The following is a 13,903-nucleotide window of genomic DNA, read 5'->3' as shown; positions in this document are numbered from 1 at the left end:
GAGTCTTGGAAAGTCAACAAGGCTGACGTAAAATCGGGCCAATTCCTGAAAAGTGATCGAGCGGTAACATGGACGGGCACAGCGGCGAGAAACTGCTTTATCTCACGGATGAGCAGTTGCGGAAGGGAATCGAGGCGATGTTCTTCGCCTACCGGGGGTTTACCTCGGACCCGGATCGTATCCTTGAGAAATACGGCTATGGACGGGCGCATCATCGCGCCCTGCATTTCGTGAACAGAAGTCCGGGTACCACGGTGAACAACCTGCTGGGCATTCTGGGTGTGACCAAGCAGTCCCTGAACCGGGTTCTGCGGACGCTGGTCGAGGATGGGCTGGTGGACAGCCGGGTAGGCCAGCGCGACAAGCGTGAACGGCACCTGCACCTGACCCCCAGCGGCGTCAGCCTGGAACGCAAGCTGGCCGATGCCCAGCAGGCGCGCGTGCGCGCGGCCTATCGCGATGCGGGTCCGGAAGCCGTGGCTGGCTTTCGCAAGGTTCTGGAGGCCATGATGGACGCCGAGAACCAGAAATATTTCCACAGCCTGAAGGAGTAGGTTCATGGGGGCACAGCCCGAAACCCATCTGATGATCGTGGATGACGACGAGCGGATTCGCGGCCTGTTGCAGAAATTCCTCAGCCGCAACGGCTTCTGGGTGACAGCGGCCCGCGACGCGGCCCACGCCCGGCGGCTGCTGGCGGGGCTGGAATTCGACCTGATCGTGCTGGACGTGATGATGCCGGGCGAGGATGGGATCGCACTGACCAAATCCCTGCGCGAGGACATCGCGACGCCGATCCTGTTGCTGACCGCGAAGGGCGAAACCTCGGACCGGATTGCCGGGCTGGAGGCCGGAGCCGACGACTATCTGGCCAAACCGTTCGAGCCCAAGGAACTGCTGCTGCGGATCAACGCCATTCTGCGCCGGGTGCCGCCGGCGGAACCGGAAACGCAGGGCTTGCAGGTGCTGACCCTTGGGCCGGTGCGATTCGATCAGGACCGGTGCGAGCTTTGGGCCGGAACCGAGATGATCCGCCTGACCGCCACCGAAAGCCAGTTGATGCGCATCTTCTCGTCGCGGCTGGGCGAGCCGGTGAGCCGGGCGCAACTGGTCGAGGAACTGGGCCGAGACACCGACCAGGCGCAGGAACGGGCGGTGGATGTGCAGATCACCCGGTTGCGCCGCAAGATCGAGGCCGATCCGAAACAGCCGCGCTATCTGCAGACCGTGCGCGGCGCGGGTTACATGCTGGTGGCCGACTGACCGATCCGATGGGGCCGCTGACGCGGCATTCCCCTGTCCCCCCACCCCGGCTGACGCCGGTGCGGGGCCCGCGCCCGTGGCGGCGCGACGCACTGTCCGACGGGCCTGCCGGTTGCAGGTCACGGGCCGTTGCGCCCGCCCGCGCCCCTGCCTAGGCTGCGGCCATGACCACCGCGCTGTTCACCCACCCCGCCTCGCTTGAGCATGTCACCCCCGAGGGCCACCCCGAGCGGGTAGACCGGATTCTGGCCATCGAACGCGCCTTGTCGGCGCCCGAGTTCGACGCCCTGGACCGGCGCAGCGCCCCGCCGGCCGCGCGCGCGGCCCTGCTGCGCTGCCATCCGCCGGAATATGTGGACCGGGTCGCCTCGGCCGCGCCTGAGGAGGGCTGGGTCGCGCTGGATGGCGACACTCATGTGATGTCAGGCTCTTACGAAGCCGGGTTGCGGGCCGCCGGCGGGGCGATTGCCGCCGTGGACGCGGTGCTGGACAAGGACGCCACCAACGCATTTTGCGCCCTGCGCCCGCCCGGCCATCACGCGGAACGGGCCACGGCCATGGGGTTCTGCCTGTTCGGCGCGGTCGCCATCGCGGCCAAACACGCGTTGGAGGCGCGCGGGCTGTCGCGCGTGGCGGTGGTGGATTTCGACGTGCATCATGGCAACGGCACGCAGGACCTGCTGTGGGAAGAGGCGCGCGCCACCTTCATCTCGACCCATCAAAGTCCGCTGTACCCCGGCACGGGCATGCGCAAGGAACGCGGCGCGCATGGTCAGATCCTGAACCTTCCCCTGCCGCCGGGCACCGATGGCACAGCCTATCGCCCCGTGTTCGAGACCCGCGTGTTGCCCGCGCTGCGGCAGGCCCGGCCAGAGTTGATCCTTGTCTCGGCGGGATTCGACGCCCATGCGGCCGATCCGCTGGCGCAGATGGCGCTTGGCACCGAGGATTTCGCCTGGATCGCCGAGCGCCTGTGCGATGTGGCCGGCGACATCTGCGCGGGGCGTCTGGTCTCGGTGCTGGAAGGCGGCTATGACCTGACCGCATTGGCGGAAAGCGTCGCGGCCTATGTGGCCGTCATGATGGCACGAGGACAGGAAAGGCAGGGCAATGACTGACACCCCGGTGGAAAAGCTGAGCTTCGAGGAAGCGATGAAGGCGCTGGAAGACGTGGTTGGCAAGCTGGAGGCCGGAGAGGTCTCGCTGGATGATTCGATCACCCTGTACGAGCGCGGCGCGGCCCTGAAGAAGCATTGCGAGGCCCGGCTGAAAGCCGCCGAGGAAAAGATCGCCGCGATCACGCTGGACGAAAACGGCGAGGCGGCGGGCACCACCCCGGTTGCCGGGCAGTAGCCGCGTGTTTCAACAGGCATTGGCGCAGGCCGCGACCCGCGTTCAGACGCGGCTGGATGCAGAATTCGTGCGGATCGGCGATCAGGGACCGGTGGCCGAGGGCATGGCCTATGCCAGCCGCGGCGGCAAGCGGTTGCGCGGGTTCCTGGTGCTGGAAAGCGCGCGGTTGCACGGGGTCGATCCGGCGCAGGCGGAATTCGCTGCGGCCTCGGTGGAATGTCTGCATGCCTATTCGCTGGTCCATGACGATCTGCCCTGCATGGATGACGACGATCTGCGGCGCGGCCTGCCAACGGTGCATCGCAAATGGAACGACGGTATCGCGGTTCTGGTGGGCGATGCCCTGCAAACACTGGCGTTCGAGCTACTGACCCGGCCAGAAATGACCTACGATCCGGCGGTGCGCGTGGATCTTCTGGCTAGCCTGGCAAGGGCGTCGGGGATCGAGGGGATGGTGCTGGGACAGGCCCAGGACATCGCTGCCGAATCCGCCGGACGCCCCTTGACGCTGGATGAGATCACCGTGCTTCAGGCCAACAAGACCGGCGCGCTGATCCGCTGGTCTGCCGAGGCCGGGGCGCGGCTGGCGGGTGCGGATCCTGCGGCCCTGACGCAATATTCCACGGCCCTTGGGCTGGCTTTTCAGATCGCCGACGACATATTGGATGTAGAAGGCGATGCCGAGGCGGCCGGCAAGCGGTTGCGCAAGGATGAAGCCGCCGGCAAGGCCACGTTCGTCAGCCTGCTGGGGTTGGAGGGCGCCCGCGCCCGCGCCCAGGCCCTGGTTGAGGACGCCGAAACAGCTCTTGCGTCCTATGGCGCACAGGCCGAAACCTTGCGGGAAGCGGCTCGTTTCGTTATTTCCCGCACACACTGAGCCCCCCAAAAGGACAGATCATGACCGAGCGCCCGTCGACACCGCTTCTGGATCGGGTCGAAACCCCCGCCGACATGAAAGCCTTCACGGACACCGAACTGGTGCGGCTGGCCAAGGAGTTGCGCGCCGAGACCATCAGCGCGGTGTCGGAAACCGGCGGCCATCTGGGCGCGGGCCTTGGCGTGGTCGAACTGACCGTGGCCCTGCACGCGGTGTTCGATACGCCGCGCGACAAGATCATCTGGGACGTGGGCCACCAGTGCTATCCGCACAAGATCCTGACCGGACGGCGCGAGCGGATCCGCACCCTGCGCCAGAAGGGCGGGCTGTCGGGGTTCACCAAGCGGGCCGAAAGCCCCTATGACCCGTTCGGGGCGGCGCATTCCTCGACCTCGATCTCGGCGGCGCTGGGGTTCGCGGCGGCGCGCGATCTTGGCGGGGCACCCGACCATGGCATCGGCGATGCCATCGCGGTCATTGGCGACGGGTCGATGTCCGCCGGCATGGCCTTCGAAGCGATGAACAACGCCGGTCACCTGAAAAAGCGGATGATCGTCATCCTGAACGACAACGACATGTCCATCGCTCCGCCGGTGGGCGCGCTGTCGTCCTATCTGAACCGCCTGTACGCGGGCGAGCCCTACCAGGAGTTGAAATCCGCCGCCAAGGGCGCCGTCAGCCTTCTGCCCGAACCTTTCAAGGAAGGCGCGCGGCGGGCCAAGGATCTGCTGAAACACTCGGTCGTTGGCGGCACCATGTTCGAGGAATTGGGCTTTTCATATATCGGCCCGGTGGATGGGCACGACCTGCACCAGCTTCTGCCGGTGCTGCGCACGGTCAAGGCGCGGGCCAAGGGGCCGATCCTGATCCACACGATCACCAAGAAGGGCAAAGGCTATGCCCCCGCCGAGGGCCGCCGCGACCGGGGCCATGCCACCGCCAAGTTCGATGTGGCCACCGGCACCCAGAAAAAGGCCCCGTCGAACGCGCCCAGCTATACCAAGGTGTTTTCCGACGCGCTGCTGAAGGAGGCCGCGCAGGATGACCGCATCGCCGCCATCACCGCCGCCATGCCCGATGGCACCGGCCTGAACCTGTTTGCCGAGCGCTATCCCAGCCGCTGTTTCGACGTGGGTATCGCCGAGCAGCACGCGGTAACCTTCGCCGCCGGTCTGGCCGCGGGCGGGCTGAAACCCTTCTGCGCGCTCTATTCCACCTTCCTGCAACGCGGCTATGACCAGGTGGTGCACGATGTGGCGATCCAGCGCCTGCCGGTGCGCTTTGCCATCGACCGCGCCGGGCTGGTGGGCGCCGACGGGCCGACCCATGCGGGCAGCTTTGACATCGCGTTCCTGGCCAATCTGCCCGACATGGTGGTGATGGCCGCCGCCGATGAGGCCGAACTGGTGCACATGGTGGCCACCGCTGCGGCCATCGACGACCGCCCCTCGGCCTTCCGCTTCCCGCGTGGCGAAGGCGTGGGCGTCGACATGCCCGAACGTGGCGAGCCGCTGGAAATCGGCAAGGGCCGCATCATGGCCGAGGGCGCGCGCGTGGCGATCCTGTCCTTCGGAGCGCGTCTGTCCGAGGTCATGAAGGCCCGCGAAGGGCTGATGGCACGCGGCATCTCGCCCACCGTGGCCGATGCCCGCTTTGCCAAGCCGCTGGACCGCGACCTGATCCTGCAACTGGCCGCCGATCATGAGGCGATGATCACCATCGAAGAGGGCGCCATCGGCGGTTTCGGAAGCCATGTGGCGCAACTGCTGGCCGAGGAAGGGGTGTTTGATCGTGGGTTCAAGTACCGTTCGATGGTCTTCCCCGACACCTTCATCGACCAGGCCAGCCCCGAAGACATGTACGCCAGCGCCGCCATGAACGCCGAAGACATCGAGGCCCGCGTGCTGGATGTGCTGGGGGTGGAGCAGATTGCACAGGCGATCCGAGGATAGGCCTATTTCAGTTCCAGATTACCAAACGTTGATGCGCCCGGTTCTTGCTGCATTTGAGAAGGGCGCAACGAAGGTTTCCGAGACACTTCCGTACCTGAAGGCGGAATTGGCCCTGACGGACGAGGAAGCCTCCGAAATGCTTCCCAGTGGCAAGAAGACCGTGTTGAGCGACCGCGCCCATTGGGCCCGCACCTATCTTTCCAAAGCCGGCTGTCTGGAAAGTCCGAAACGAAACACGCATGTGATAACGGATTTCGGTCGCAAGGTTCTTCAGGACCATCCGGACCGCATCGACAATCAAGTGTTGAAGCAAGTGTCCAGCTTTGCGGGTTGGCTGGAGTCCTCGGGGAAACGCAAAGGCCCCGCAGACAGACCGGTTGCGGACCAGGACGAGCACCCGGCAATCGAAACCGGCAGTACGCCGGAAGAGCTTCTTCTGAACTCGGCAGAGCTTCTGAATTCGGTACTGGCCGAAAACCTCTTGCAAGAGGTTCTGGCGCTCAGCCCGGTGCGCTTCGAAAGACTGATCCTCGATCTGTTGCGTGCCATGGGATTCGGCGGTGGCAAGGACCAGATGTACCGGGAAACCCCCGCATCAGGCGATGGAGGTTTCGACGGGATTATCGATGAAGACAGCCTGGGCCTGGATGCAATCTACCTTCAGGCCAAGAGGTATCGACCGGACAACAAAGTCGGTCGGGAAGCCCTTCAGGCGTTTGTCGGATCGTTGACCGGTGTAGCGGCAAGTAAAGGCGTGTTCGTGACGACATCGAGCTTTTCCAAGCATGCTTTGAGTTATGTGGAAAAGGTGCAGCATCGCATTGTCCTGATTGACGGCCAAGACCTCGCCAACAAGATGATTCAATACGAGGTCGGCGTCCGGCGGCGCAGAACTGTGCACATCCGAAGCATCGACGAAGACTATTTTGCGGATACCGAATAGGCCCCGACGGGAAACCGCGCCGTTACATCAAACATCCGAAAACCCGGACTCCCCCTGGACCTGTTTGCACGCTATGGTGGCAGGACAGGCCAGAGGCGGCCCCATGCCGTGGGTGTGCGCCCACACGCTCGCACGCGGCGGGTCTCCGATCCTCCCCTCTGGCCTGTCCCTGCGATCCTGCTAGGGTGGCCTGATCCTCAGCGCGCCTGCCGGAGCTGCCCATGTCCCGCCCCGTTCTGATCTATCGCCTCGTCGTTCTGGCGCTGACGGCCTTCTATTTCGCCGACCGCTTCCGGGTCGAGGACTTCGGCAACATGGCCGAATTCGGCTGGCAATTCCGCTATCTGACCATCTGGGCGCTGACCGGCAGCCTTGTTGCGGCAGCACTGATGCTGGTGCCCGCCCTTGGCCGCCCCGGACCGAAGGCCGAGGTCTTCGTCTCGGTGGTGGCGGTGGTCAACATGATCGTCGTGGTGTCCTACTGGCGGCTGTATTTTACCGATCCGACGCTGGTGATGGGGGACAAGCAGATCGTCGCCTACCGCGAGTATTACCTGCACCTGCTGGGGCCGCTGTTGCAATGGATCGACGTGCTGTGGATCAAGCGCGCCTTCCGATGGCCGCTGCGGGTGGCGCTGTGGCTGGGGGTGCTTGTGCTGGCCTATGTGGTCTGGGCCGAGGGCGTGGTGCATCCGCTGAATGCCGAACCTGTGGGCAGCGTCACCAACGGGCTGCCCTATCCGTTTCTGAACGACATGGTGCTGGCCGAGCGGGCGGTGTTCTACGGCGTGACCTTCGCTTCGGGGCTGGTGTTTCTGCTGGTGCTCTGGGCAGCACAACTGGGGCTGAACCGGCTGCGGCGGGTCTAGCCGGCCTGTTCCTCGGCCAGAAGTGCGGCCAGACCGGCGCGATAGTCGGGGTATTTCAGGGTGACGCCAAGCTCGTCCTTGATGCGGTCGTTCCGCACCCGTTTGCTTTCGGCATAGAAGCTGCGCGCCATCGGCGTCATCTCGGCGCTGTCCCAATCCTCGCGCGGCGGCTCGGGCAGGTTCAGCAGATGCGCGGCATGGGCCAGCACGTCCTGCGGCGGGGCCGGGTCGTCGTCGCACAGATTGTAGATCGCGCCGGGGTTGGGCCGGGCGATGGAGGCGGCAAGGACCTGGGCGATGTCATCGACGTGGATGCGCGAGAACACCTGCCCCGGCTTGATGATCTGCCGCGCGGTGCCGGCACGCACCTTGGCAAAGGGGCCACGTCCGGGGCCATAGATGCCCGCCAGGCGGAAAATGTGCAAGGGAAGCCCGGTTTCAGCGGCAAAGGCCTGCCAGGCGGCCTCGGCCTCGACCCGAAGCTGTCCACGCCGGGTGGCCGGTGTCAGGGGGGTGTCTTCGTCCACCCAGCCGCCCGCGTGGTCGCCGTAAACGCCGGTCGTGGACAGATACCCCATCCATTTCAGCGCTGGGGCGACCGCGTCCAGCGCCGGACGAAGCGCGGCAAGGGCCGGGTCGCCCGCCGCCGACGGTCCCGCTGAAACCAACAGATGCGTGGCCGTGCCAAGGACGGGGAGCGGGTCGTCGCCGGGCAGCACCAGTGGTGCGATCCCCTTGGCCCGCAACGCCTCGGCCTTTGCAGCGTCGCGCGTGGTGCCGGTGATGTGCCAGCCCTTGGGCAGCAGCAGGCGGGACAGGGCACGGGCGGAATAGCCGTGTCCAAAGGAAAACAGATGCGGGGTCATGGCAGGCGGTCGGATCCTCGGGTCACAGGGCTGGTTCCGGTATCGCGGCGCAGTGACTTTGGTGCAAGGGGAACTCCCGCCCGGACTTGGGCCTTTTCAGGCCCGGCGTCCCGTTGGGCCGGGCGCGCCTTCGGCGCGCGGTCGCACCCCGGATCGGGCAAGGCGCGCATCTATTCGCGGTGGTACGGAGATCCGGCGAGGATCGAGGCCGCGCGATAGAGCTGCTCGGCAATCATCACGCGGGCCAACATATGCGGCCAGACCATCGGCCCAAAGGACATCCAGCGGTCGCAACCGTGACGGAACCCCTGTTCGAACCCGTCCGCCCCGCCGATGAAGATCGCCAGCTCGCTGTTGCCTGCATCGCGCCACTCGGCCAGCAGGTCGGCGAATTCGGGCGAAGTCATCTGCCGCCCGCGCTCATCCAGCGCCAGCCGCACGGCCCCCGCAGGGCAGATCTTGTCCAGCAGCGCGGCCTCGCCCGCCGGCCCGCCGCCCTTGCGATCCTCGACCTCGAGCACCTGCACCGGACCCAGCCCAAGCTGCCGCCCGCTGCGGGTGAACCGCTCCAGATAGGTATCGACAAGATCTTTCTCGGGCCCGCCGCGCAGGCGGCCCACAACACACAACGAAACCTTCACCCGAAATCCCCTTTTCGCTCAGCCTTCGGCCGAACCGGGGGCAATCCACATCTTTTCGAGCTGGTAGAACTCGCGCACCTCGGGACGGAACAGATGCACGATGGCATCGCCCGCATCGATGAGCACCCAATCCCCCTGATCCTTTCCCTCGACCTTGCAACCAACGCCCAGATCGTGCTTGAGCCGATCGGTCAGCTTTTCGGCCATCGCCGAGACCTGCCGCGACGAGCGCCCGGTGGCGATCACCATGTGATCGGCCATTTCGGAGCGTCCACGCAGATCGATCGAGATCACGTCTTCGGCCTTGTCTTCAGAGAGTGAGGAGAGGATTCGGGCAAGCGTTTCGTCGCTTTGCGCCGAAAGAGAAACATCGGCAGGTGCCGGATGGGCTGTCCCAACGGGGACCGCTTGGTCGATTCGAGACAGGGTTTGCACTCCTTCTAAAGGCACCGCCATCCGGTGCCTGACCCTTCCAACATAGCATCGGACGCCTGAAATCTCAATGATCCCCCGCCAATGCCGCAGTGCAGCTATTGCAGGCGATAGGCAACCTCGTTGCGGCGGTTCCCCGGCAGCGTGAAGGGCGCGTCGTAGAAATAGAACCGCGGCGGCCCCGCAAGGGTCAGGTCGCGGTCTTCGGCCCAGGCCTGCAAGGTGGCAGCGTGTTCACGCAGGGCGCTGTCGGTCCAGCGGCCGGAAAAGCGGATCACCACCTGCCGGTCACCCGGTGTCGTGGTGATCCGGATCGCCGGGTTTTCCGGTCGCGGCAGGCTTTCGGCATCGAATTCGCGCGGCATCATGAAACGCACCGTCCAAAGGCCGTCGTCCCCCGCTTCGCTGCCCGAAACACCGTCCGGCAGGCCGGGAAGCTGCGCCACCGGCGAGGTCATGGCGACCTTCTGTTCGTCTTCGTTGCCGCCGAAAATGTAGTTGGCCAGCACCCGGAACCCGCGGTTCGCGGCACCGGTGCGGCTGCCATCCACCGTCACCTCGGCGCTGAGGTAGGGGGCGTAGTCGCGGATCTCGATCGGCCCATCGCTTTCGACCACCGTGTAGGCGGGGGTTTCATAGCCCTTGTACATCCGTGCCTCGGGGGCGGCGGCCACCGAAGCGGCCAGAAAGCCGCCCACCAGCGACAGGTGCAGGGTCTTGATCAGTTTCGGCATCGTTGATCTCCATTTGCAAAGGGATACGGGCCGGCCCGCGCAACAGATCAACAAAACACGCGCCGGCCCGGTCCCGGCCGCGCCCGAAGCTTGAACAGATCGCGCCAAGCGGCTATGGCCCGTTGCATGATCGGCATCTTCGATATGGACGACCGCGCGCGCCTGCCGTGGCGCTTTTACGGGCAGGCCCGCACGGCCACGGCCCGCCTTGGTGCCTGACCTGTCCCGCACCGCCATCTGATCAGACCGCCATACATTCTCGGGAGAGACCCGCCATGACCGCAGCGAAGACGCTTTACGACAAGATCTGGGACGCCCACCTGGCCCATGAGGCCGAGGACGGCACCAGCCTTCTGTATATCGACCGCCACCTGGTGCACGAAGTCACCAGCCCGCAGGCCTTCGAAGGGCTGCGCATGGCGGGCCGCACCGTGCGCGCGCCGGACAAGACCATCGCCGTGCCCGATCACAACGTGCCCACAACGCCGGGCCGTGAAGATCCCAAGAACATGACCGAGGATTCGGCCATCCAGGTCGCCGCGCTGGACAAGAACGCCAAGGACTTCGGCATCCACTACTACCCGGTGTCTGACGTGCGTCAGGGCATCGTGCACATCGTCGGCCCGGAACAAGGCTGGACCCTGCCCGGCATGACCGTGGTTTGCGGCGACAGCCACACCGCCACCCATGGCGCCTTCGGCGCACTGGCGCATGGCATCGGCACCTCGGAAGTGGAACATGTTCTGGCCACCCAGACCCTGATCCAGAAGAAATCCAAGAACATGAAGGTGGAAGTCACCGGCAAGCTGCGTCCGGGCGTCACCGCCAAGGACATCACGCTGGCGGTGATCGGCGTCACCGGCACCGCCGGCGGCACCGGCTATGTCATCGAATACTGCGGCGAGGCGATCCGCGACTTGTCGATGGAAGGCCGCATGACCGTATGCAACATGGCCATCGAGGGCGGTGCCCGCGCCGGTCTGATCGCGCCGGATGAAAAGACCTTTGCCTACGTCAAGGGCCGCCCGCACGCACCGAAAGGCGCCGATTGGGACGCCGCAATGGAGTGGTGGCAAACCCTCTACACCGACGAGGGCGCGCATTTCGACAAGGTCATCACCCTGAAGGGCGAAGAGATCGAGCCGGTGGTGACATGGGGCACCTCGCCCGAGGATGTGCTGCCGATCACCGCCAAGGTTCCCGCGCCCGAGGATTTCAAGGGCGGCAAGGTGGAAGCCGCCGCGCGCTCGCTGGAATACATGGGCCTGAAGCCGGGCACGCCGCTGACCGAGATCGAGATCGACACGGTCTTCATCGGGTCCTGCACCAACGGCCGAATCGAGGACCTGCGCGCCGCCGCCGCCATCCTGAAGGGCCGCAAGATCAAGGAAGGCATGCGCGCCATGGTCGTGCCGGGTTCGGGTCTGGTCCGCGCCCAGGCCGAGGAAGAAGGTCTGGCCGACATCTTCAAGGAGGCCGGCTTCGAATGGCGCCTGGCGGGCTGTTCCATGTGCCTTGCCATGAACCCCGACCAGCTGGCCCCCGGCGAACGTTGCGCGGCCACCTCGAACCGCAACTTCGAAGGTCGTCAGGGCCGGGGCGGACGCACCCACCTGCTCAGCCCGGCCATGGCCGCCGCTGCCGCCGTCACCGGCAAGCTGACCGACGTGCGCACCCTGACCGACGCCTGACCCAGAAAACGAACCGGAGACTCAAGACATGAAGAGTTGGACGAAATGGCTGATCCTCGGCATCCTGTCGGTGGTCTTCGGGCTGTTTGCCCTTGGCAACGCGGTCGCGGCCTCGATGGCGGTGACCATCGTGACCGGCCTTCTGTTCCTGATCCTCGGCGGCATCCAGGTTTTCCTGGGGCTGTCGGAAACGGGCACCGGGCGCAAGATCTTCTCGGTCGCCATGGGCGTGCTGATGCTGTTTCTCGGCGTGTCCTTCATCGCCAACCCGCTGGAAGGCGTGATCTCGCTGGCGCTGCTGGTCACCATCATGCTGGCCGCCAGCGGCATCCTGCGGCTGGTGCTGGCCTGGGGAATGAAATCGACCCCGTACTTCTGGCCGATGCTGCTGTCGGGCGCCCTGTCGGTGCTGCTGGCCGGCTATATCATCGCCAATTTCGCGGTCGCCTCGGTCAGCCTGCTGGGCATCCTTCTGGGGATCGAACTGCTGTTCAACGGCTCGGGCCTGATCGCGCTGGCCTTCTTCGTGCGCGCGCACCGCAAGTGATCCGGCGCGCGGCGGGTTGTCCCGCCGCGCCCTGCCCTGCCGCGGGCCAAAGGCGGCACTTTCCCGACATCGCCAACCCGGATCGCGCCTAGCGATCCTTCAGCGCCTGCCGCTTGCTTTGGAAGATGCTGGCGGTGAAGCCGATATAGCCCGAAGCACTGAAGTTGCTTTCGAACAGCGGGCTGTCCTCGCTGACCGCACCGGACAGGATCCCCAGACCGACGCCGCCGATCAGACGCACCCGGCGCGACACCGGATAGCGGATCGAGGCCGTGATCTCGGTGCCCATGTAGCCCTGGCTGGCCTTGTAGCCGCCGCCGTTGCTGTCATCCACCGCGTAGAAATATTCGTTGATGCCCTGCGTGCCGAACAACGGCCCGATGGCGGCCTCCACACGGCTGCCGGGTTTCAGGGCGCCGTTCTGGCGATAACGCAGCACCGGGCGGACCACGAAGCCTTCGTATTCCGGCGGCCAGCCGACGGAAAAGGCGCCACGCGTCTGCAGGGCCAGCTCCACCCGGCCAAGGGTGCGGTCGCCGAAGACCGGATCGATCTCGGCCGCACGCCAGATGAATTCCGGCCCGAATTCGACCAGCGCATCCAGATCCGGCAGGGCGCCCTGCAATTCGGTGCTGCGCCGTTCCACGGCCGAGTTGCCGTCGAAGGAAAACGCCAGTTCGAACCGCTCGGTCTGGAACGGGATGAAGCGCAGGGTTTCCTGTTCACCGATCTCAAGGAACTTGCCGCGATAGGCGATGTAGGGAAAGGCGACGACGCGGGTCGCATAGTCGCTGGAACCCGGATATTCGGCGGTCTGCCGTCCGGTCAGGCCAATGCCCAACTCCCACAGCGGCAGCTCAAGCCGGCCGTTGTCCTCGTCATACTGGGTTTGGGTCTGGGCCTGGGCCGCGCCGCTTACCGCAGCAACCAGAGCCGTGGCCCACATCCAATGTCGTGATAGTCCGTTCATCGCACCACTCTCCTCGGCGCTGGACCCCGGACCAGATTTTTGGCAGAAGGTCTGGCGGTGCCGTCCGGGCAACTCTTGCCCGGAACTACGCAAAGCAGCAAGGATTCTACTATGGAAAAATTCACGGTCGTCGAGAGTGTTGCCGCTCCGCTGCCATTGATCAATGTCGATACCGACATGATCATCCCCAAGCAGTTCCTGAAGACGATCAAGCGGTCTGGTCTGGGCGTGAACCTGTTCGACGAGATGCGCTATGACGACGACGGCAAGGAAATTCCGGATTTCGTGCTGAACAAGCCACAGTACCGCAACGCGCAGATCCTTGTGTCGGGCGACAACTTCGGCTGCGGCTCGTCGCGCGAGCACGCGCCCTGGGCGCTGCTGGATTTCGGCATCCGCGTGGTGATCGCGCCCAGCTTTGCCGACATCTTCTACAACAACTGCTTCAAGAACGGCATCCTGCCGATCGTGCTGCCACAGGAAGACGTGGACAAGCTGATGGACGACGCCCAGCGCGGCGCCAATGCCACCATCTCGGTCGATCTGGAAAACCAGACGATCAAGGGCCCCGACGGCGGCACCCTTGCCTTCGAGGTCGATCCCTTCCGCAAGCATTGCCTGCTGAACGGTCTGGATGACATCGGCCTGACCTTCGAGAAGATCGCTGCCATCGACGCCTTCGAAGCCACGGCCAGCGCTGCGCGCCCCTGGGTGTGATCCGCGTCTGGAAGGTTTCAAAAGCCCGGCCTTGGTGCCGGGCTTTTT

At 65.2% G+C, this 13,903-nt stretch carries 16 protein-coding genes; 11 read left to right on the top strand and 5 right to left on the bottom strand.

The genetic code is table 11. The features are described from left to right. Window positions 1-68 precede the first annotated feature (68 nt). From ACP15K_RS15060 to ACP15K_RS15025, 8 genes are all read left to right on the top strand, one after another. A complete protein-coding gene (locus ACP15K_RS15060; RefSeq protein WP_193143106.1) occupies window positions 69-554 on the top strand; it encodes a MarR family winged helix-turn-helix transcriptional regulator in 486 nt (161 codons plus the stop codon). A 4-nt stretch (window positions 555-558) separates the two neighbouring features. Then, complete coding sequence (locus ACP15K_RS15055; RefSeq protein ID WP_193143105.1) at window positions 559-1,263, top strand: response regulator; 705 nt, start codon at window positions 559-561, stop codon at window positions 1,261-1,263. Between the two features lie 164 nt (window positions 1,264-1,427). Then, window positions 1,428-2,381, top strand: a complete 954-nt coding sequence (locus tag ACP15K_RS15050) for a histone deacetylase family protein (protein WP_424990866.1) — start codon at window positions 1,428-1,430, stop codon at window positions 2,379-2,381. Beyond that, complete coding sequence (locus tag ACP15K_RS15045; protein WP_193143103.1) at window positions 2,374-2,616, top strand: exodeoxyribonuclease VII small subunit; 243 nt, start codon at window positions 2,374-2,376, stop codon at window positions 2,614-2,616. The genes ACP15K_RS15050 and ACP15K_RS15045 overlap by 8 nt, the downstream gene beginning before the upstream one ends. Before the next feature lie 4 nt (window positions 2,617-2,620). Beyond that, on the top strand, window positions 2,621-3,493 hold the full coding sequence (locus ACP15K_RS15040; protein ID WP_424990880.1) for a polyprenyl synthetase family protein: 873 nt from the start codon (window positions 2,621-2,623) through the stop codon (window positions 3,491-3,493). Between the two features lie 20 nt (window positions 3,494-3,513). After that, window positions 3,514-5,445, top strand: coding sequence for a 1-deoxy-D-xylulose-5-phosphate synthase (gene dxs / locus ACP15K_RS15035; RefSeq protein WP_424990865.1), 1,932 nt, complete (start codon window positions 3,514-3,516; stop codon window positions 5,443-5,445). Between the two features lie 31 nt (window positions 5,446-5,476). Next, a complete protein-coding gene (locus tag ACP15K_RS15030; RefSeq protein ID WP_424990864.1) occupies window positions 5,477-6,388 on the top strand; it encodes a restriction endonuclease in 912 nt (303 codons plus the stop codon). Between the two features lie 221 nt (window positions 6,389-6,609). After that, complete coding sequence (locus ACP15K_RS15025; protein WP_193143100.1) at window positions 6,610-7,257, top strand: hypothetical protein; 648 nt, start codon at window positions 6,610-6,612, stop codon at window positions 7,255-7,257. On the opposite strand, the gene ACP15K_RS15020 is transcribed toward ACP15K_RS15025, so the two are convergent. The 4 genes from ACP15K_RS15020 to ACP15K_RS15005 form a co-directional block, all read right to left on the bottom strand. After that, window positions 7,254-8,123, bottom strand: coding sequence for an SDR family oxidoreductase (locus tag ACP15K_RS15020; RefSeq protein WP_193143099.1), 870 nt, complete (start codon window positions 8,121-8,123; stop codon window positions 7,254-7,256). The two genes, ACP15K_RS15025 and ACP15K_RS15020, sit on opposite strands and share 4 nt — an antisense overlap. 170 nt (window positions 8,124-8,293) lie before the next feature. Beyond that, complete coding sequence (rlmH, locus tag ACP15K_RS15015; RefSeq protein WP_193143098.1) at window positions 8,294-8,764, bottom strand: 23S rRNA (pseudouridine(1915)-N(3))-methyltransferase RlmH; 471 nt, start codon at window positions 8,762-8,764, stop codon at window positions 8,294-8,296. Between the two features lie 18 nt (window positions 8,765-8,782). Further along, window positions 8,783-9,220: a ribosome silencing factor gene (rsfS, locus tag ACP15K_RS15010; protein WP_424990863.1), complete on the bottom strand. Its 438-nt coding sequence runs from the start codon at window positions 9,218-9,220 to the stop codon at window positions 8,783-8,785. Between the two features lie 74 nt (window positions 9,221-9,294). Beyond that, the gene (locus ACP15K_RS15005; protein ID WP_424990862.1) at window positions 9,295-9,930 is read right to left on the bottom strand and encodes an SOUL family heme-binding protein; all 636 of its coding nucleotides are present in this window, start codon (window positions 9,928-9,930) and stop codon (window positions 9,295-9,297) included. A gap of 275 nt (window positions 9,931-10,205) precedes the next feature. On the opposite strand from ACP15K_RS15005, the gene leuC reads away from it, so the two are divergent. Further along, on the top strand, window positions 10,206-11,621 hold the full coding sequence (leuC, locus tag ACP15K_RS15000) for a 3-isopropylmalate dehydratase large subunit (RefSeq protein WP_193143096.1): 1,416 nt from the start codon (window positions 10,206-10,208) through the stop codon (window positions 11,619-11,621). Between the two features lie 28 nt (window positions 11,622-11,649). Then, the gene (locus ACP15K_RS14995) at window positions 11,650-12,168 is read left to right on the top strand and encodes an HdeD family acid-resistance protein (protein ID WP_193143095.1); all 519 of its coding nucleotides are present in this window, start codon (window positions 11,650-11,652) and stop codon (window positions 12,166-12,168) included. An 88-nt stretch (window positions 12,169-12,256) separates the two neighbouring features. Here the strand turns inward: ACP15K_RS14995 and ACP15K_RS14990 are convergent, their stop codons facing one another. Beyond that, a complete protein-coding gene (locus ACP15K_RS14990) occupies window positions 12,257-13,138 on the bottom strand; it encodes a MipA/OmpV family protein (protein ID WP_193143094.1) in 882 nt (293 codons plus the stop codon). Between the two features lie 111 nt (window positions 13,139-13,249). On the opposite strand from ACP15K_RS14990, the gene leuD reads away from it, so the two are divergent. Continuing rightward, a complete protein-coding gene (gene leuD / locus ACP15K_RS14985) occupies window positions 13,250-13,855 on the top strand; it encodes a 3-isopropylmalate dehydratase small subunit (RefSeq protein ID WP_193143093.1) in 606 nt (201 codons plus the stop codon). The last annotated feature ends 48 nt before the right edge of the window (window positions 13,856-13,903 follow it).

This window comes from Fluviibacterium sp. S390 (assembly GCF_049800695.1).
GTDB lineage: Bacteria > Pseudomonadota > Alphaproteobacteria > Rhodobacterales > Rhodobacteraceae > Meridianimarinicoccus.
Note: the sequence above shows the minus strand (reverse complement) of the source record. Positions and strands in the feature narration are given on the sequence as shown.